Annotated in this window: 16 protein-coding genes and 1 pseudogene; 16 read left to right on the plus strand and 1 reads right to left on the minus strand. The window is 69.0% G+C overall.

The features are described from left to right. The first annotated feature begins 311 nt into the window (after positions 1 to 311). From ACFWP7_RS41405 to ACFWP7_RS41455, 11 genes are all read left to right on the plus strand, one after another. The gene (locus ACFWP7_RS41405; RefSeq protein WP_384393408.1) at positions 312 to 743 is read left to right on the plus strand and encodes a heme-binding protein; all 432 of its coding nucleotides are present in this window, start codon (positions 312 to 314) and stop codon (positions 741 to 743) included. A 411-nt stretch (positions 744 to 1,154) separates the two neighbouring features. Next, positions 1,155 to 2,165: an ABC transporter substrate-binding protein gene (locus tag ACFWP7_RS41410; protein ID WP_384393411.1), complete on the plus strand. Its 1,011-nt coding sequence runs from the start codon at positions 1,155 to 1,157 to the stop codon at positions 2,163 to 2,165. A 63-nt stretch (positions 2,166 to 2,228) separates the two neighbouring features. Then, positions 2,229 to 3,032 (plus strand): ABC transporter ATP-binding protein, encoded by an 804-nt coding sequence (locus tag ACFWP7_RS41415; protein WP_384393414.1) that lies wholly within the window; start codon positions 2,229 to 2,231, stop codon positions 3,030 to 3,032. A 16-nt stretch (positions 3,033 to 3,048) separates the two neighbouring features. After that, positions 3,049 to 3,888: an ABC transporter permease gene (locus ACFWP7_RS41420; RefSeq protein ID WP_384393416.1), complete on the plus strand. Its 840-nt coding sequence runs from the start codon at positions 3,049 to 3,051 to the stop codon at positions 3,886 to 3,888. A 243-nt stretch (positions 3,889 to 4,131) separates the two neighbouring features. Continuing rightward, entirely contained in the window at positions 4,132 to 5,613 is a 1,482-nt protein-coding gene (locus ACFWP7_RS41425) for an MDR family MFS transporter (RefSeq protein ID WP_384393419.1), read from the plus strand. 292 nt (positions 5,614 to 5,905) lie between these two features. Beyond that, positions 5,906 to 6,958, plus strand: coding sequence for a sugar ABC transporter substrate-binding protein (locus ACFWP7_RS41430; RefSeq protein ID WP_384393423.1), 1,053 nt, complete (start codon positions 5,906 to 5,908; stop codon positions 6,956 to 6,958). A 152-nt stretch (positions 6,959 to 7,110) separates the two neighbouring features. Then, on the plus strand, positions 7,111 to 8,199 hold the full coding sequence (locus ACFWP7_RS41435) for a mandelate racemase/muconate lactonizing enzyme family protein (RefSeq protein ID WP_384393426.1): 1,089 nt from the start codon (positions 7,111 to 7,113) through the stop codon (positions 8,197 to 8,199). Next, the gene (locus tag ACFWP7_RS41440) at positions 8,196 to 9,269 is read left to right on the plus strand and encodes an ABC transporter permease (protein WP_384393429.1); all 1,074 of its coding nucleotides are present in this window, start codon (positions 8,196 to 8,198) and stop codon (positions 9,267 to 9,269) included. Before ACFWP7_RS41435 ends, ACFWP7_RS41440 begins: the two co-directional genes overlap by 4 nt. Continuing rightward, positions 9,266 to 10,345 (plus strand): ABC transporter permease, encoded by a 1,080-nt coding sequence (locus ACFWP7_RS41445; RefSeq protein WP_384393432.1) that lies wholly within the window; start codon positions 9,266 to 9,268, stop codon positions 10,343 to 10,345. The genes ACFWP7_RS41440 and ACFWP7_RS41445 overlap by 4 nt, the downstream gene beginning before the upstream one ends. Next, entirely contained in the window at positions 10,342 to 11,895 is a 1,554-nt protein-coding gene (locus tag ACFWP7_RS41450) for a sugar ABC transporter ATP-binding protein (protein ID WP_384393435.1), read from the plus strand. Before ACFWP7_RS41445 ends, ACFWP7_RS41450 begins: the two co-directional genes overlap by 4 nt. A gap of 45 nt (positions 11,896 to 11,940) precedes the next feature. Continuing rightward, entirely contained in the window at positions 11,941 to 12,672 is a 732-nt protein-coding gene (locus tag ACFWP7_RS41455; protein WP_384393438.1) for a GntR family transcriptional regulator, read from the plus strand. Between the two features lie 43 nt (positions 12,673 to 12,715). On the opposite strand, the gene ACFWP7_RS41460 is transcribed toward ACFWP7_RS41455, so the two are convergent. After that, positions 12,716 to 13,537: a winged helix-turn-helix domain-containing protein gene (locus tag ACFWP7_RS41460; protein ID WP_384393441.1), complete on the minus strand. Its 822-nt coding sequence runs from the start codon at positions 13,535 to 13,537 to the stop codon at positions 12,716 to 12,718. A gap of 200 nt (positions 13,538 to 13,737) precedes the next feature. On the opposite strand from ACFWP7_RS41460, the gene ACFWP7_RS41465 reads away from it, so the two are divergent. From ACFWP7_RS41465 to ACFWP7_RS41485, 5 genes and pseudogenes are all read left to right on the plus strand, one after another. Next, entirely contained in the window at positions 13,738 to 13,818 is an 81-nt protein-coding gene (locus ACFWP7_RS41465) for a putative leader peptide (RefSeq protein ID WP_384393454.1), read from the plus strand. A gap of 213 nt (positions 13,819 to 14,031) precedes the next feature. Further along, positions 14,032 to 14,562: pseudogene (locus ACFWP7_RS41470) on the plus strand (ABC transporter substrate-binding protein); the annotation flags it as partial. 533 nt (positions 14,563 to 15,095) lie between these two features. Then, complete coding sequence (locus ACFWP7_RS41475; RefSeq protein ID WP_384393444.1) at positions 15,096 to 15,941, plus strand: alpha/beta fold hydrolase; 846 nt, start codon at positions 15,096 to 15,098, stop codon at positions 15,939 to 15,941. Between the two features lie 50 nt (positions 15,942 to 15,991). After that, positions 15,992 to 17,029: a 2-oxoglutarate and iron-dependent oxygenase domain-containing protein gene (locus ACFWP7_RS41480; RefSeq protein ID WP_384393447.1), complete on the plus strand. Its 1,038-nt coding sequence runs from the start codon at positions 15,992 to 15,994 to the stop codon at positions 17,027 to 17,029. Between the two features lie 26 nt (positions 17,030 to 17,055). Next, the coding region (locus ACFWP7_RS41485) for a DUF427 domain-containing protein (protein WP_384393450.1) at positions 17,056 to 17,845 on the plus strand (790 nt) is incomplete at its 3' end.

Genomic DNA, 17,845 nt, shown 5'->3' on the forward strand with positions numbered 1-17,845 from the left:
CCGGTCGAGCCCGACGACGACAAGTTCGTCACCGTCGTCACCGACGGCGGCATCAGCTTCGAGAACGCGAAGGACGCCGCCGGCGGCTGAGTGCGACCAGTACGGCCTGGCAGGCGGCGTCCCGGGGACACGGACCGCGTGCTCTCCCAGGCCCCGCACACCTCACCTCGCCCGGCGTGAGCGACACCGTGACGCGGCGAGCACCGTCCTCCCCCTGCACGCGTGCAGAGTTGGCGGCCTCCCCACGAGCCCCGGCTCCCACCTGCTCCATCCGACACTCCGACACCGACGAGACACCAGGAGCGACAGACATGAGTGGACTGAGCCTGACCCAGGCTTCGGAAATCGTGGACGCGGCCCTGAGCCACGCACGTGAGCTGGGACTGCGTCCCCTGACGGTCACCGTGCTCGACCCGGGCGGTCACCCGAAGGTCGTCAAACGCGAGGACGGGGCGGGCATCCTGCGCCCGGGGATCGCCCACGCCAAGGCCTGGGGCTCCCTCGGCACCGGCCAGGGCGGCGCCGTCGGAGCCCGCCACGCCACCCGCGACCCGGCCTTCTTCGCGGCGCTGGCCGCGATCTCCGAGGGACGGGTCGCCTCGTCCAAGGGCGGTGTGCTGATCCGGGACGAGGACGGCGAACTGCTCGGCGCGGTCGGCGTCAGCGGTGACCGGCCCGACAACGACGAGGCCGTCGCCGTCTTCGGCGTGGAGAAGGCCGGCCTGGTCGCCGACGCGGGCTGACCGATCCGTCTCCGGCGGGGGAGACCGCTACCCCACGGCATCGAACTCGCCGTACAACCAAGCACTTTCGGCAGCGTGGAGAAGTGACAACCGCCTCTTGCTCGGCCCACAGGGCACCACGGGCTTCTGCGACCAGCACTTGAAGGCGAAGTGCCGTAGGTCGGGGCGCCGAATTCCTCGACTCGACTCGATTCATACGCCAAGGCGGAATTGACGACATCGGCGGCGGGACGGCCGTCGAACCCTCGTCGCTCCGACCGCCGGACGTGAATGCGATGCATGTCGGAGAGTTCGGACCAAGCCGTGTGAGCGTCCGAGAGCCGCGAGATCGGGACCTGAAGAGTCGCGAGATAGGGACCTGAAATGAACAACCGAAGCAACGGCGCTTCATCGAACGTACTGTCCGGACCCATGAGACGGCGCTGGGGCGCCATCACAGCGGCGATCGCGCTGACGGCGGCCGCGGGCTGCGCCGGTGGCTCCAATCCCGGTGCGGGGGACCAGATCACCGTGTCGGTCTCCATAGCGGCGCCGGCGAACGCCCCGATCTTCCTTGCCGACGAACTCGGATACTTCGAGGACGAAGGCCTCGACGTCAAGGTGCAGATCATCGCGAACGCGAGTCTGCAGATCGCCACAGGAAAAGTGCAGTACGGCGCCGTGAACACCAGCACGGTCGTCCAGGCGGCGGCGCAGGACACGGATCTGCAGCAGGTCTGTGTGACGCAGGTGGACCCGTCGTACATCCTCGCGGTGAGCAATGTGGCATGGGACCGGAACAACATGAACGAGTCCATGACGCTCAAGGAGAAACTGGCGGCCCTGGAGGGCGAGAACATCACGGCGATCGGCGGCCGCACCGTCAATCCCGGCGCGAAACTTTTGGAAAGCCTGCTGAAGAAGGAAGGCCTTCCCGCGGAGTCGATCGGCGTGCTCTCGCAGGCCAGCACCGCCGCGTCGACAGCCGCGTTCCAGAAGGGCCAGGTGGGCCTGGTCTTCCAGCCGCAGCCGATCCCCGACCAGGTTCTTTCGGTGGCGCCGGGCCGCATCATCTACGACACCGGGAGCTCCGACCTGTTCTCCGAACTGGACGGAGTCTCCTGGTCCGGAATCGGTTCCTCGACGAAGTACGCCACCGAGCACCCCGATATCAGCGAGAAGATCTGCAACGCCGTCGGCAAGGCCAACAACTACCTGGACGAGCACCCCGACGAGGCCGCGAAGACCCTGCACAAGGACATGAACTCGTTCGACGAGAAAGTCCTCGCGGACAGCATGGAGACCTACAAGTGGGCGAAAGACGCGGCCATGAGTGAGGACCAGTTCGCCAAAAGCGTCGAAGTCCTCGCCGGACTGGGCATGTTCGACCAGCCGTCCACGGACGTGGTCGAAGGGGCCTACACGTCGGACTACCAGAAGTGAACCGGAGCGGAACGCCGGCACGGTCTGTGCCGACGCCGGGGCAGGGACGAGGCGGAGGAAGATATGCAGGACCTCAGTACTGAGCGGCCGGCGGTGATCCTCGGGGATCTCACACACCGGTTCGTCACTCCGAGCGGAAAGATGATGGACGTCCTGCGGGACGTGTCCGTCACGGTCCGGGAAAAGGAGTTCTTCACGGTCGTCGGGCCCAGCGGGTGCGGAAAGAGCACCCTGCTGAACATCGCGTCCGGTCTGCTCCAGCCGACCGACGGGACCATCCAGTGCCTCAAGGGCGACCGGGAACTGGACAAGCTGGAGATCGGATACATCACCCAGGACTCCAATCTCTTTCCCTGGTTCACCGTGATCGAGAACATCATGATGCCGCTGGAGATCCGCAAGGTTCCCAAGCAGGAGCGGATCGAGCGCGCCAGGGAATGGATCAAGATCGTCGGCCTCGAAGGCTTCGAGAACCACTATCCGCGGCAGCTTTCCGGCGGTATGCAGAAACGCTGCTCCATCGCACGCACCATGGTCTACGAGCCCGAAGTGCTGCTCATGGACGAACCCTTCGGCGCGCTCGACGCCATCACGAAGCAGACCATGCAGAAGACCGTTCTGGACCTTTGGCAGCGGCGCCAGACCTCGGTCATCTTCATCACCCACGACCTGACCGAGGCGATCGCCCTCTCGGACCGGGTCGCGGTCATGACGGGGCGCCCCGGCCGGATCAGGCGGACGGTGGACATCCCCCTCGACCGGCCAAGGGACGTCTTCAACATCACCGATCTGGCGACTTTCCAGGAACTGCGGCACGAGCTGTGGAGCCTGCTCGAAACCGACATCGACATCGATCCCAAGGCCTGAGGAGAAGGAGAGCGCAATGGCTGTCGTCGGCGAACAGGAACCACTCACCATGCGACGGGGCCGGGCGGTCCGGCCGAAGAACTCCAAAGGGCGTCCACGCGGACGCCACGGCACCATGGTCATGCTCGGACAGCTCGGCATCGTGCTGCTGTTCCTGGGGGTCTGGCAGCTCCTCAGCGGCCGCGTGATCGACTACTTCCTCATCAGCAACCCGGTCGACGTCATAGCCAAGCTCTACAACGTCCTCGGGGACAGCACGATGCACGGCCACATCATGGCGACCGGCCAGGAACTGATCCTCGGATGGGCGCTGGGGGCGTCCGCCGGTGCCGTGATGGGGTGGGCGCTCGGCGCGTTCAAGACCGCCGGCGAGATCATGGAGCCGATCCTCAACGCGATCAACGGGATCCCCAAGGTCGCCCTCGCTCCGATGATGCTGCTCTGGTTCGGACTTGGGATGGGCTCGAAGATCGCGATCGCCAGCATGATCGTGTTCTTCCTCGTCTTCTTCAACGTCTACTCCGGCATGCGCAACGTGCCGCAACCGCTGGTCGAGGTGGCTCGTTCCATGGGCGCTTCGCGCATGTTCGTGGTGCGCAAGGTGGTTCTGCCGTCCGTCAGCGTTCCGCTGTTCGCCGGACTGAAGGCCGGTGTGTCGTTCGCGATGATCGGTGTCATCGCCGGCGAGTTCATCTCGGCGGACAAGGGCCTGGGTTACTACTCGATGACCTCGACCCAGCAGTTCGACCCGGCCGGACTCTTCGCCGCGCTGGTGATCATCGTGGCGATGGTGGTGTTCGGGAGTTCGCTCATCGGTGTCTTCGAGCGGCGAGCGCTGAAGTGGCAGCGCGACTGACCGGCTGACACTTCCGACGGAGCCCAGCGGTCGTACGACGGCTTGCTGGGCTCCGACAGGGCCCGACCGGTGGGCCGCGCGTCGGCAGGGCCCGACCGGTGGGCCGCGCGTCGGCAGGTCCTGTCCGGTGGGCCGCGGGTCGGCAGGGCCCGTCCGACGGAACACACGCCGACAGCCCATCCGGCGGAAGACCCGCCGGCAGGGCCCGTCCCGGGCATCACAGAGACACTTGGAGAGAGTCGTATGTCTTTCTGGCCGCCGAGTCGCGGGGCCGCCGGCGTGCGGGGTCGCGGCATCGTCGTCAAGCAGACGACGGCCGTCAGCGTCGTCTACGTCGCCGCTGTCTTCCTCAACGTGATGGACACGACGATCGTCAATGTCGCCCTCCCGAGCGTCGGCCGCGCGTTCTCGGTCCCGTCCACCTCCGTGAACGCCGTCTCCATCTCGTACCTCGTCAGCCTTGCCGTTTTCATTCCGGCGTCCGGCTGGCTCGGCGACCGGTTCGGCGGAAAGCGGATCCTGCTGACAGCGCTGGCGGTGTTCACGCTGGGGTCGGCGCTGTCCGGGCTCGCGACGAGTCTCGGTGAACTCATCGCCTTCCGGCTGCTCCAGGGAGCAGGCGGCGGCATGCTCGTCCCGGTCGGCATGGCCATGATGCTGCGCAGTTTCCCGCCGGGTGAGCGCGTACGCGTCTTCGCCGTACTCAGCATGGCGAACGCCGTCGCCCCGACGGTCGGCCCCTCGCTCGGTGGCCTGCTGGTCACGGAGTTGTCGTGGCGTTGGGTGTTCTTCGTCAATGTCCCGGTGGGCTGCGCGGCGATCGTGTTCGGTGCGCTGTTCCTCCGCAACTCCGTCGAGCAGGAACCGGGACGGTTCGACCTCCTGGGGTTCCTGCTCGCGGCGGCAGGACTGGCGCTGGCGATGTACGGACTCTCGCAGGGGCCCGACCTGGGGTGGACGGCGCGTCCTGTTCTCGTCGGCCTGTTGGTCGGTGGGGCGCTGCTGGGAGTCCTGGTGGCCGTCGAATTGCGTTCTCGCGCGCCGCTGATCGACGTCCGCCTGTTCCAGGACCGTCTGTTCCGCTCGGGCAGCGTCGTGATGGCGCTGGAATCGGTCGCGTTCCTCGGTGTGATCTACACGGTGTCGCTGTATCTCCAGGACGGGCGTGGCCTCAGTCCGCTGGCCTCCGGTCTCAGCATTCTGCCGCAGGCCCTGGGCGTCATGACGGGCTCCCAGGTCGCCAGCCGCTTGCTGTACCGGCGCCTGGGACCGCGACGGCATCTTGTCGTCGGTGTGGTCGGATCGAGCCTGTCCATGGCGTTGCTGGCGGTGTTGAGCGTCGGGGGACCCCTGTGGCAGGTGTGGGTCATCCTCTACCTGGTGGGCTTCGGGGTCGGCCAGGTGTTCGTGGCGACCCAGGCGGCGTCGTTCGCGACCATCTCGTCCGCCAAGTCGGGCCGGGCGGCGACGCTGTTCAACGCGGGCAGGCGGCTCGGGGGCGCCGTCGGTATCGCCGTGGCGACCACCGCCCTCGTTCTCGTGGGCGTGGACACGCCCGCCGACGGAGCGCCGGCCGGCGATGTCACCGCCTACCGGGTGGGATTCCTCGTCGCCGCGGCCGTCAACCTGCTGGCCCTGCGGGCGGCCTGGGTGGTCCGCGACGCCGACGCGGCGAGCACGATCCCGGAGGCCCGTCCTCGCAAACGCCGCGCCAGGCTGGGGTGAAGGACGGCCGGGACACGTGACCTCGGCCGTTTACGCGATGCAGGACTTCTTATTTCCTATGGGATTGTGAAGCGCTGAGCCTGGTCTTGAAGGCTCGGGCTGTGCAGTGGAAGTCAACGCACATGCCAAAACCACCCCAAAACCACGTCAGTTGCCCACTCTTGTCGAATGTCTTGACGTGAGCCGGTGTCTGTCGCAACATCTCCCCGCAAATATCCTATGGAATCCAGGGGGAGTTGTGACACTGACGTCGTATCTCCGCATCAGGCCTGTCTTGTCCGGCGCTGCCCTCGTGGCGGTACTCACCGGTGCCTTGGCGGGATGCACGCTCAAGAACTCCGGGGAGCCGGCCGCAGGGAGCGTGGCCTCCGCGCCGGGCGCGGGGAACGGGACGGCAGAGCTGGCCGACGGCTCCGCCGTCAAGGTCGCGCTCGTGCCGGGCGGCGCTCACCCGTACTTCCAGCCGTGGAAGACGGCGGGAGCCGCCGCGCGCGACGAATACGGCCTCGGGGGAGTGACGTTCGACGAGACAGCCGAGTGGGATCAGCAACAGCAGAACGACCTGCTGTCCACGCTCGCGGCGCGCGGTTACAACGCGTTCGGCGTCTTCGGCGTCTCTCCCACCGATATCAACAGCACGTTCTCCGATCTCAAGTCGCAGGGCTTCGCCGTGGCGTCACTCGGTTCGTGCCCGGCCGGTGACGTGAACAAGGCCGACTTCTGCCTGTCCACGAACGTCGAGCTCGCCGCCTACCGCGCGGCCCGCGCCACCATCGACGCCATGGGCGGCACCGGCACCCTGGTCCATCTGACAGGCAACAACGTGGACGCCAACACCCAGCTCCGGATCAAGGGCGTGGCCGACGCGGTGAACGAGACCAAGGGCAAGGTGAAACTCCTGCAGACGGTCACCGACATCGACAAGGACCTGCAGACCGCGCAGAAAGCGGTGTCCGACCTCCTGGCCGCCAAGGGGAACGAGATCCAGGGCATCGTCACCACGGCGTACAACCCCGCGGTCGCCGCCGCCGAGGCCGTCCGGAGTTCGGGATCCAAGGCGAAGGTCGTGGCCATCGACGACGACGCCAAGATCATCAGCTCCATCAAGGACGGCTCCGTCAGCGCCACCGTCGTACAGAACCCGACGGGCCAGGCGGATGTGGGTACTTGGGTGCTCGCGCTGCTGCAGAGCAAGCAGTGCGTGATGCGCACCCCGGGCACGGCCGTGGACTCCGGATCCTTCGTCGTCACCAAGGCGAACGTCGCCGACTACGACAAAGCGCGGCAGACCAAGACCGCCGAGCTCAAGACGGAGTTCGCGGACAAGCTCCTCAACTGCGGCTGACCCGAGCGTCACTGACAAGCCTCTCAGCAGCGGCTGACCCGAGAGTCGCCGACAAGCTCCTCAACTGCCGCTGACCCGAACCCCGCCACGCACACGCCGCGCCAACACGGCCGCCGACCACGGCCATTGACCAGGGAGAGCCGGACACCGCAATGAGCATCATCACCTCCGCCACGGCCAGGCTGGCCGACATCGCCGTGGAGCAGAACCGCACCGATGCCGTCCAGGCGTTCATCAAACAGGAGACGATATTCGTCGACCTCGCCACCGACGACGGACTGGCCGGGATCGGCTACAGCTACACCATCGGCACCGGCGGCTCCTCCGTGCTGGCACTGCTGCGCGACCATCTGCTTCCGGCGCTGCCCGGCCAGGACGCCCGAAACGTCGAGGCACTGTGGCAGCTGCTGCTCGCCCGGACGCGGGCGACCGCCGTCGGAGCCATCACCTCGCTGGCCCTCGCCGCCGTCGACACGGCCCTGTGGGACCTGAGGTGCAAGCGGGCCGGCGAGCCGCTCTGGCGGCTGGCGGGCGGCCACCGTCAGGAGATACCGCTGTACGACACCGAGGGCGGCTGGCTGCATCTGAGTACCGAAGACCTGGTCAAGTCGGCCCTGGCGGCCCGCGACGCCGGATGGGCCGGCGTCAAGATCAAGGTGGGCAAGCCGCATCCGGCCCAGGACGTGGAACGGTTGCGCGCGGTGCGCGAGGCCGTCGGGCCCGAGCTGCACATCATGACGGACGCCAACCAGTCCCAGACCCTGTCCTCGGCCGTGCGACTGGCCTCGGCGCTCGAACCCCACGGACCGTTCTGGTTCGAGGAACCGATGCCGGCGGACGACGTGAGCGGCCATGCGAAGCTGGCCCGCGCGACCAACGTACCGATCGCCGTGGGGGAGACCCTCTACTCGCTGGGGCAGTTCCGGCAGTACCTGGAGGCCGGAGCCACCTCCGTGGTGCAGGTCGACGCGGCACGCGTCGGAGGCATCACCCCCTGGCTGAAGGTCGCCCACCTGGCAGAGGCGTACAACGTCATGGTCTGCCCGCACTTCCTGATGGAACTGCACGTGAGCCTCGCGGCAGCGGTGCCCAACGGCCTGTACGTCGAGTACATCCCGCAGCTCAGGGCCGTCACCCGCACCGAACTGACCGTGCGCGAAGGACGGGCGGTGGCGCCGGACGAGCCGGGCATCGGCATCGACTGGGACCACGACGCGATCGACGACCGGAGGGTGGCATGACCACCACCTCACCGCCACCGGCGGACATCGACCGGCCACCGGCGCAACAGCGCAGGACGCCCCGCCGACGCATCCTGGCCCCCCAGCAACTGGGCCTGCTCGGGCTCGTCGTCGCGCTCGTCATCCTCTTCGGCCTGCTGCGCCCCGCCTTCTTCGACGCCAGACTCGTCCTCTTCCCGCTGCTGCGCGACATCTCGACGCTGACCGTGGTGGCACTGGCCCAGATGGTCGTCCTGTCCGTCGGGCACATGAACCTGGCCGTGGGCCGGATGGCCTCGTTCGGTGCGCTGTTCGCCGGACTCGGCTACGACCGCTTCGGACTGCCGCTGTCCGTGGGCCTGTTGGTCTGCCTGGTCGCGGGAGCCCTGATCGGCGCCCTGAGCGGATGGATCATCGCCCGCACCGGCGTGAGCTCCTTCGTCGTGACGCTCGCCATGGACTTCGCCCTCCTCGGGCTGGTGTCCCTGCTGTACTCCGCGCTCACCGAGAACGCCGCCTTCACCAGTACGCCGTCCGGGATGACGGAGCTGCGCCAGTACTCGCTCGCCGACATCTGTGTCGGTCCCGTCTGTGGCTCACCGGCGATTCCGCAACTGGCCCAGTTCACCGTCCTGGCCCTCCTCGGACTCGGCTTCCTCTACCGCTACACCCGTACCGGCAGGGAACTCCTGCTGACGGGTGCCAATCCGGCCGCCGCGGAGCTGTCGGGCATCCCCACCGCCCGCCGCGTCATCACGGCACACATGCTCTCCGGTCTGCTCGCCGCGCTCGCCGGGTTCATGGCCGCCGTCAGCACCGGGACCTTCCGCGCCTCCATCGGGGACGACTTCATGCTGCCCTCGTTCCTCGGAGCCGTCCTCGGCGGCACCCTGCTCACCGGCGGCGTCGTCTCGGTCATCGGGGCTCTGCTGGGCACTTCGCTGGTCGGCGTCATCCGCAAGGGCCTTGACCTGCTCGGTGTGGGGTTGGAGAGCCTCAACATCTACCTCGGCTGCGTGCTGCTCCTTGCCCTGTCCGCCGACCGGGTGCGCCACATCGTCAGCTATCGAAAGGTGGTGCGCTCGACATGACGACGCCCACAACTCCCCGTCCATGGAAGGCCGAAGCCCTCTCCTCGCTGCGTCGCTTCTCCCGCTCCACCTCACTGACCCTGCTCTGCGTCGTCGTGGCCGGGTACCTCGGACTGGGGATCGCGTCGTCCGGTTCGTTCTTCGAGGGCAACTCGGTCCGGACGTTCCTGCAGTACCTCGCGACCCCCATTCTGATCGGGCTCGCGCAGATGGTCGCCCTGTGCGTCGGACAGCTCAACCTCGCGGTCGGCGCCCTGGGCGGATTCACCGCCTGCGCCATGGGCGTCCTCATGGCCGACGCCGGTATGCCGGCCGGCCTGGCCGTCGGCATCGGCGTGTTGCTGGCCACCGCGATCGGAGCGCTCACCGGCCTGTTCATCGTGGTCACCCGCATCAACGGGTTCATCGTCACGCTCGGCACCATGACCATCCTGCTGGGGGCGCAGTACCGGCTGGCCGGGACGCGTACCGTCGACGGCTACTCCGCGACCCTGCGCGACCTGGGCACGGCAGCGCCTGCGAACATCCCGCTCGTCCTCGTCACGGCACTGGTCGTGGCTGCTCTCCTCGCCGTCTTCATGCACCGGGGCATCGCGGGACGGCGACTCCTCGCGGCGGGCGGCAATCCGCTGGCCGCGCGGCTCTCCGGCATCTCCACCGACCGTCAGATCGTCCTGGCGCACACTCTGTCCGGCCTGCTGATCGGCGTGGCCGCCATGATCGCGACCGCGTCACTGCCCGGGGTCAATCGCAGCGTCGGCGGCGACTGGCTCCTCCCCAGTTTCGCGGCCCCCATCATCGGTGGAGTGGCCCTGACCGGCGGCTCGGTGGCGATTCTGGGGACCGTGCTGGCCGCCTTCGTCATGCGGCTCATCGACTCCGCACGTGCCGAGTTCTCGCTCGATCCGAGCTGGGTCAACTTCCTCATCGGCGTCGTCGTGCTCGCCACCGTCGTCGGCGGACGCCTCCACCAGGCGCACCTCGGCACCGCACGCCCGCACAAGGACGGGCAACCGCCCTCCGGTAACCGGGCGGCTTCCGCCACCACCCTGCCGAGCACCGGGGGTGCCCAGTGAACGACGTACTGCTGGAGTGCGAGGACATCGTCAAGGTCTTTCCCGGAGTGCGCGCCCTGGACCAGGTGGCCCTGCGCCTCACCGCCGGATCCGTGCACGCCCTGCTGGGCGAGAACGGCGCCGGCAAGTCGACCCTGATCAAGGTGCTGACCGGGGTCCACCCCCCGGACGGCGGCCGTCTTGTGCTGCGCGGCAGCGAGGTGCAGCTGCGGAACCCGCTGGACGCCACCCGTGCCGGCATCGGGGTGGTGCACCAGGAGCGCAACCTGATTCCCGCCTTCTCCGTGGCGGAGAACATCACGCTCCTGAAGCCCCCCTCGCGCCGCGGCCTCATCGACCGTGCGGCCATGACCGACCCGGTGGAGCGTTGTCTCCGGGAGGTCGGGCTCGACCTGGACCCGCACACACCGGTCAGCGAACTCTCCGTAGCGCAGCAGCAGTTGGTGGAGATCGCCAAGGCGCTCCACACGGACAGCCGGGTGCTCCTGCTGGACGAACCGACGGCGTCCCTCTCGCCGCAGGAAGCGGAGCGGCTCTTCGAGGTGATCCGGCGGCTGACGGCCCGGGGCACCTGCGTCGTCTTCGTCAGCCACAAACTGGAGGAGGTGTTCGCGGTCTGCGACACCGTCACCGTGTTGCGCGACGGGCACTCCGTACTGCGGTCGGCGCCTCTCGCCGAGCACACGCACGACGAAATCGTGAGCCTGATGGTGGGCCGCACCCACGAGGCCTCCGCACTCTCTCCGCGAACGGTGGACCCGACTGCGGTGCCGGCCCTGTCCCTCACGGGTGTGGCCACCGCCGCGGGCCACGCCGACATCGGTCTGGACGTGCGTCCGGGGGAGATCGTCGGGCTGTACGGCCTCGTCGGCGCCGGCCGCAGCGAACTGGTCCGGGCCGTCCTCGGCCTCGAACGCGTCACCGCCGGAGGGGTCCGCCTGTACGGCGAGCCGGCGAAGATCTCCTCCCCGCGACAGGCACTGCACGAGTACGGCATCGGCTATCTCACCGAGAACCGCAAGGAGGAAGGCGTCTTCCTCGAACAGCCGATTCTGCGGAACATCACCGTCACCGTGTGGAAGAAGCTGGCGCAGGCCCTGGGATACGTCTCCGACAAGCGGGAAAGAAGCGTCGCCGAAGACCTCGTGGAACGCCTCGGCATCCGCATCGCCTCACTGGAGCAGAACGCCGGTGAGCTGTCCGGCGGCAACCAGCAGAAGGTGAGCCTTGCCAAGTGGCTTGCGGCGGACACCCGGTTGCTCGTCGTCGACGAACCGACCGTCGGCGTCGACGTCCGCACCAAGCACGCCTTCCACGAACTCATCTGGGAGCTCGCCCGGGACGGTCTGCCCATCCTGCTGATCAGCAGTGACCTCGGCGAGATGGTGACGCTGGCCGACCGCATCGTCGTCATGGCGGACTACCGGATCCGGGGAGAGATCAGGAACGAACGCGACTACGAGCGGATGAGTGGCCAGGTCATCCGCCTCATCCACGGTCGGGGGAACGCGACGCGGGACTCGGACCGTGACGCTCAAATCCCTATATGATTCACATGAGTTACCTGGTCCAGAAGGTTCAAGGGGAGGCAGGACATGCTGTCGGAAGAGCCTCACACCCACGTGCCGGACGGCGCCACGACCGACGAGGTCCCGCCGCCCCGGGTCCTGCCGCAGCGCCAGGTTCTCGCGGACAGCGTGTACGAGGCCATCAAGGCCATGGTGATGGACCACCAGATCAAGCCGGGAGCCCGGGTGGGCATCGAGGCGCTCGCCCGCACCCTGGAGGTGTCACCCACGCCGGTACGCGAGGCCCTCGCACGGTTGGAGGCGGACGGCCTGGTCACCAAACGATCCCTCGCCGGCTATCGCGCCACCGACCTCCTCACCGTCGAGGGCATCGTGGAGCTCTTCGAAATGCGGCTGCTGCTGGAACCGCACGCCGCGGGGCTGGCGGCCGAGCGGGCCGATGAAGCCCAACTGGACCGGATAGAAGCGCTCATGGAGGAGATGCGGAGCGAGCCCGAGGAAGGCGGGAGCTATGCCGTGTACGGCCGGTTCGCCGCCCTCGACCAGCAGTTCCACGACGCGCTCGCCACGGCGACGGGGCGCGGCCTGCTCGCGGACGCCGTCGAGCGGCTCCACGCGCATCTCCACATCTTCCGTCTCAGCGCCATCGCGGGTGCGGGCCCCGCGACGGTCGCCGAACACGACCGGATCCTGCGCGCGGTACTCAGACGCAACGCCGACCGCGCCGCGCAGTCCATGCGAGAGCACTTGCAGAGCAGCCTGGAGCGCCAGTTGATCTGCTTCCGTGAAGGCAACTGAGGGGCAACTGAGGGGCCAACTGAGTCGTCGGACACCCGCGGCTCTACGTCGGACCGGAGGCCCGCGCCGGAGTCGGCGTCGCGCGCAGCCGGAAGCCCACGCCCCACTCCGTGGTGAGCAGGGCCGCGCCGCGCGGGCCGAGCTTGCGGCGGATGCGGTGGATGTGCAGGTCCACGGAACGGCTGCGGCTGCCGGCCCATTCGCCCAGGCCCGCGCGCAGGTCCTCCCGGGAGACGACCCGCCCGTTGCTGCGCAGCAGCGCCGCGAGGAGACGGAACTCCAGAGGTGTCAGGGAGACCGGGGAGCCGTCCACCAGCATCCGCTGACCGCCGGGGTCGAGGCTGATCCGGGAGGGGGCGGAGGCGACGTACGAACCGGGCATGGTGGCGCCGGGCGCCACCGGAAGGCCCGCGGCGCGCCAGGCCTCGTAGCCGCCGACGATGTCGGTCGCCCGCAGCAGCCCGAGATCGTGCAGGCCGGCGGCGGCCATGCTGGACATATAGCCCTCGGAGCAGATGAGGACGACGCGCAGGCCGTGGTCGGTCGCCTCCTCGATACGCCAGGCGCTGCACGGATCGAGCCGCCACTCCAGAACATTGCGGTCGATGACGAGAGAACCGGGGACCTCGCCCTGCGCCCGCCGCACCAGGTCCGAGCGGACGTCGACCAGCAGCGCGCCGTCGGCCAGTTCCCGGGCGGCGTCCTCGGGAGTGAGCCGGTCGAGGCGGGCACGGGCCTGCTCCAGCAGCTCGTGAATGGACGCGTGGCCGTGCGGAGGACGGAGCGTCGCGGCAGGTGCGGGCGCCGGGCGGGTGAGATCAGTGGCCGGGGGCCGCGGTGTCGTGAAGTGCGCTGTGGGCTGCATCGGGGGTCGCTCCTGTGTCGTCGCGCTCGGACGGCCGATGGGCATCGGAACCGGAGCGGCGACAGCCGGCGGCGAAGAGCGTCGACATCCAGGTGTCGGTCATACGACGAGTGTACGAGCGGAATTCGACGGGAACGTTTCTCGATTCTGAAACAGGTGCCGCACTGTCCGTCATGGAGCCCCGCTGTTATCAATGACCCATGACCACTGACACGCTGCTGACCCGGAGGATCCACGTGGATCTGCTGCGCGTCGGCACGTGTGCGTGTCTGCGGGTCTGAGGCGTCCGACCGGAGCCGAGTACGGCACTGGTCCGAGCCGCCCGTCCACCGCACCGGTCCCCCGCTGCGCGCCGACGTCCGCGCCTTTCGCATCGCGACAGAGCCTTTGGTCGCCGACCGGCCCATGAGCGGCCATGCCACCCACCCTCCTCCACGCTCGCGTACAGCGCCCCAGGTTGTGCCGCGCCGCCGGTCTTCCCTTGGAGAACTCCCATGTCTGCACCCGACGTCGACTCCTGGCCGCATCCCCAGCAGTCCCGCGGGCGCTTCCTTGCACTGGCCGGCGGCGGTGCGCTGTCCGCACTGTTCGCGGCCTGCGCCCCGGGCGCCCCGGGCGCGACAGGCCAGAAGTGGACCTTCACCCTGCGCGACGGGGTGGCCTTCCCCGACGGTACGAAGCTGGACGCCGCCACCGTGAAGGCGTCCTTCGACCGGCTGCTCGACCCGACGAGCAAGTCGGCCGCGCTGTCGGCCTTCGACACGGTTCTCAAGGCGGACGGTGTCGCCACCGACGGTGACACGAAGGTCGTCTTCACCCTGGAACGGGCCTTCTCCGACTTCCCGTACCTCGTCTCGGCCGGGAATTACAACGCGGTCATCCTCAAGAGGGACTACGACGGCGACTTCGCCAAGAACGGCATCGGAACGGGCCCCTTCACGCTCAAGTCGTTCGAACGCACCCACATCGACGCCGATCTCCTCGACCGCCGCCCCGGACAGCTGTCCGGCGGGCAGAAGCAGCGGGTCTCGATCGCCCGGAGCTTCGCGGGCCGCCCCGACCTCGTGATCTGCGACGAACCGGTGTCCGCGCTCGACGTGAGCGTGCAGGCAGCGGTTCTTGAGCTGCTGGCCGAGCAGCGCGACGGTACGGGGACGTCGTATCTCGTCATCTCGCACGACCTCGCGGTCGTCGGGTACCTCGCCGACCGGATCGCCGTCATGTACCGGGGGGTGATCGTCGAGGAGGGCCGGCGGCCGACGTACTGCGCGGCCTTCCCACCCGTACACGGCCCTCCTGGTGGAGGCGGCGGCGCGGCCCGTGACGCCCGACGTGTCCGGCGCACCACCACCGCAGACCGCCCGGCCGAGCGGCTACCGCTTCGCCGACCGCTGCGCCCGCCGGATCACCGGACTGTGCGAGGAAGTGCCGCCCCCGGAGCGGGACTTGGGCGCCGGACACCTCCTGCGCTGCCATCTCGCCGCTGCGGAGCTGCCTGTCGGCATCCGTCAGACAGAGGAGCTCACTGTGACCACACCCGTCAATCTTAGGAGGCCTTATGTCCCTGACCACGACAACCGGTGCCGCCGCCGAGGAGTTCGGCGAGCTGACGGCACGGGTGCCCGCGGGGCAACCCGCACCCGTCGTCCAGCGGCGCTGGGTGACCATCGCGACCGGCGACCACGTAGGCGGTGTCTTCTGGCACACGAAACCGGCCGCCCTCGTCCTGCTCCACGACGCCGGCGCGAGCGCCCGGGCCTGGGACGACGTACTGCTGGCGCTCGACCGGCCCGCCGTCGCGCTCGACCTGCCCGGGCACGGGCGGTCCAGCCGTCGCGGCCGGGGCGACTACCGCCCGCGCAGGCAGGCGGCCGCCCTGGCGGAGGCGATCCGGTCCTTCGCGCCGGGCCAACCGCCCGTCGTGGGCGTGGGGTTGGGCGCGCTGGCCGCGATCGCGCTGACCGCGAGGTTCCCGGAATCCGCCGGACGCCTCGTCCTCGTCGACACGCTGCCCGGCACCCTCTCGCCGGGGCTGCGGCTGTGGCCCTCGCCCAGCCCCGGCTTCGCCGGTCCCGACGAGGCGGCGGCCTATCTCGCCGAGCGCGGCGCGCCCGACGCCGAACGGACGGCGCGGCTGGAGACCGAGCGGGACGCCGACGGTACCTGGACCTGGCGGCACCACCTCGGTGGCCTCCCGGCCGAGGCACCCACCGGACTTGACGACCCCACCCTCTGGGAACAACTCGCCGCCATACCGGCCCCGTTGCTCATCCGCACCGAGGACGGGCCGCTCGACGCGGCGTCCCTCGATCGCCTCGGCGTCGAGGTGCCCGACGCCGAGACCCTCACCGTCCGGCCGGGCGCGCAGGCCCTGGCCGACGCGCTCCGATCGCTCACCCACTGAGCCCCTTCTTCGACCCGTTTCTCCGTAATTCGACCCAAGGAGAGTCCCCCATGTCGGACGACATTCCCGTCATCGACCTCGCCGCGGCCCTCGCCGACGACGCCCCGGCCGAACTGCTGGCCACCGTACGCAGGGCCGCCGAGACCATCGGCATCATCCAGGTCGTCAACCACGGCGTGCCCGACGAGGTGATCGCCGAGTTCAACGACGGCTTCGGACGGGTCCTCGACCTGCCCCGCGAGCAGAAGGAACAGCTGGCCAGCCCCACCGGACACCCCTACCGCGGCTGGCGCCAGTGGCCCGACGACTTCGGGCGGCTGGAGCTGGAGCGGTACAACATCGGCCAGTACGACGACGCCGGCGCCGCCGAGGCCGCCGGGCTCACACCGGAGCACGCCACGCTCTTCAAGGACGCCAACGTGTGGCCGCCGCAGGAACCCGGCCTGCGCGCCGCGACCCACCGCTACCACGACGCGTTCGTCGACGTCGCCCGTCGTGTCCTCGGCCTGTACGCGCGCGTGCTCGGCGTACCGGCGGACACCTTCCCGCTCGGCGACGACTTCTACACGACGACCGTCGTCAACGACTACCCGACGTGGCGGCACGGCACAGCCGGAGAGCAGGCCGAAGCGCCGGCGGCCGACGACAAGCTGCTCCTCCTGGAACACGCCGACAGCTCCGTGCTGACCGTGCTTCACCAGCAGGGTGCGTACGCGGGCCTGCATGGCCAGCGCCCCGACGGCAGCTGGATCCCCGTCCCCATCAGGCCGGACGCGCTCCAGGTGTTCACCGGCACCCTTCTGGCGAACTGGACGGACGGGCGGCTGCGTCCGGGACGGCACCGTGTGGTGGCCGGCGGCGCGGTGACCCGCCGCTCCTCGGCCGTGTTCGTCCACCCCGGCCTCGACACGGTCGTCGAACCGCTGCCCGCCTTCGCCGACCCCGACGGCTCCGACTTCGAACCGGTCTCGGTGTGGGAGCGGGCGAACGGGAGGGTGGAGGAGTACCTGAGGGTGTTCGGCCGCCCCGAACAGCTTGCCGCCCGACGCGAGAGCCGGCCGTACGTCGCCGACGTCGCCTCCGCCTGACCGACCCGGCCGAAGGGGAACCGACCATGACCACGCTGCTCACCGCGGTGGCCGTCCAGGCCACCCCGGACGGCCTCCTGTGGGAGCCCAGCGAACGCTGGGTGCGCGGACGCAAGGGCGATGTCACCGTCGTCGACAGCAAACACCCCGTCCTCGTGTGGGAGCCCGGACAGGTCGTCCCGCTCTACGTCTTCCCGCGCGAGGACGTCCGCGAGGACCTGCTCCGCCCGGCCAAGAACCCTCCGACGGGCACGGGCGCCGGGTCGCAGATCTTCTACGACCTCGAAGTCGACGGCGAGCTGGTGGAGAACGCGGCCTGGACGTTCCCCGCCGACGACCTGGCCGGGCACATCGCCTTCGACTGGTTCCGGCGTACCGACAAGGTCCTCGACCACTGGTACGAGGAGGAGGAAGAGATCTTCAAGCACCCTCGGGACCCGCACAAGCGGGTGGACGCCCTGCCGAGCGGCCGCCATGTCCAGGTCGAGATCGACGGCACGGTCGTCGCGGACACCCACCAAGCGGTACTGCTCTTCGAGACCGGCCTTCCGGTGCGGTACTACATCCCGCGTGAGGACATCCGCTTCGATCTCCTGGACCCCAGCGAGCACAGCAGTGTCTGCCCGTACAAGGGCACCGCCGAGTACTGGCGGTGGCACGGTGAGGCCGACCTGCCGCCGAGCATCGTCTGGAGCTACCCGGAACCGCTGCCCGCGGTGGGCGCCATCGAGGGACGCGTCGCCCTCTACAACGAGGTGGTCGACATCACGGTGGACGGCGAACGCCTGGATCGCCCCGTCACGCTCTTCAACGAGC

The sequence above is a fragment of the Streptomyces sp. NPDC058470 genome, assembly GCF_042721055.1.
Lineage (GTDB): Bacteria > Actinomycetota > Actinomycetes > Streptomycetales > Streptomycetaceae > Streptomyces.

Excerpts from the sequence above, each read along its gene's own strand:
- ACFWP7_RS41405 (WP_384393408.1), top strand. The coding sequence starts at position 312 with ATGAGTGGACTGAGCCTGACCCAGGCTTCGGAAATCGTGGACGCGGCC.
- ACFWP7_RS41410 (WP_384393411.1), top strand. The coding sequence starts at position 1,155 with ATGAGACGGCGCTGGGGCGCCATCACAGCGGCGATCGCGCTGACGGCG.
- ACFWP7_RS41415 (WP_384393414.1), top strand. The coding sequence starts at position 2,229 with ATGCAGGACCTCAGTACTGAGCGGCCGGCGGTGATCCTCGGGGATCTC.
- ACFWP7_RS41420 (WP_384393416.1), top strand. The coding sequence starts at position 3,049 with ATGGCTGTCGTCGGCGAACAGGAACCACTCACCATGCGACGGGGCCGG.
- ACFWP7_RS41425 (WP_384393419.1), top strand. The coding sequence starts at position 4,132 with ATGTCTTTCTGGCCGCCGAGTCGCGGGGCCGCCGGCGTGCGGGGTCGC.
- ACFWP7_RS41435 (WP_384393426.1), top strand. The coding sequence starts at position 7,111 with ATGAGCATCATCACCTCCGCCACGGCCAGGCTGGCCGACATCGCCGTG.
- ACFWP7_RS41440 (WP_384393429.1), top strand. The coding sequence starts at position 8,196 with ATGACCACCACCTCACCGCCACCGGCGGACATCGACCGGCCACCGGCG.
- ACFWP7_RS41445 (WP_384393432.1), top strand. The coding sequence starts at position 9,266 with ATGACGACGCCCACAACTCCCCGTCCATGGAAGGCCGAAGCCCTCTCC.
- ACFWP7_RS41455 (WP_384393438.1), top strand. The coding sequence starts at position 11,941 with ATGCTGTCGGAAGAGCCTCACACCCACGTGCCGGACGGCGCCACGACC.
- ACFWP7_RS41460 (WP_384393441.1), bottom strand. The coding sequence starts at position 13,537 with ATGCAGCCCACAGCGCACTTCACGACACCGCGGCCCCCGGCCACTGAT.
- ACFWP7_RS41465 (WP_384393454.1), top strand. The coding sequence starts at position 13,738 with ATGACCACTGACACGCTGCTGACCCGGAGGATCCACGTGGATCTGCTG.
- ACFWP7_RS41475 (WP_384393444.1), top strand. The coding sequence starts at position 15,096 with ATGTCCCTGACCACGACAACCGGTGCCGCCGCCGAGGAGTTCGGCGAG.
- ACFWP7_RS41480 (WP_384393447.1), top strand. The coding sequence starts at position 15,992 with ATGTCGGACGACATTCCCGTCATCGACCTCGCCGCGGCCCTCGCCGAC.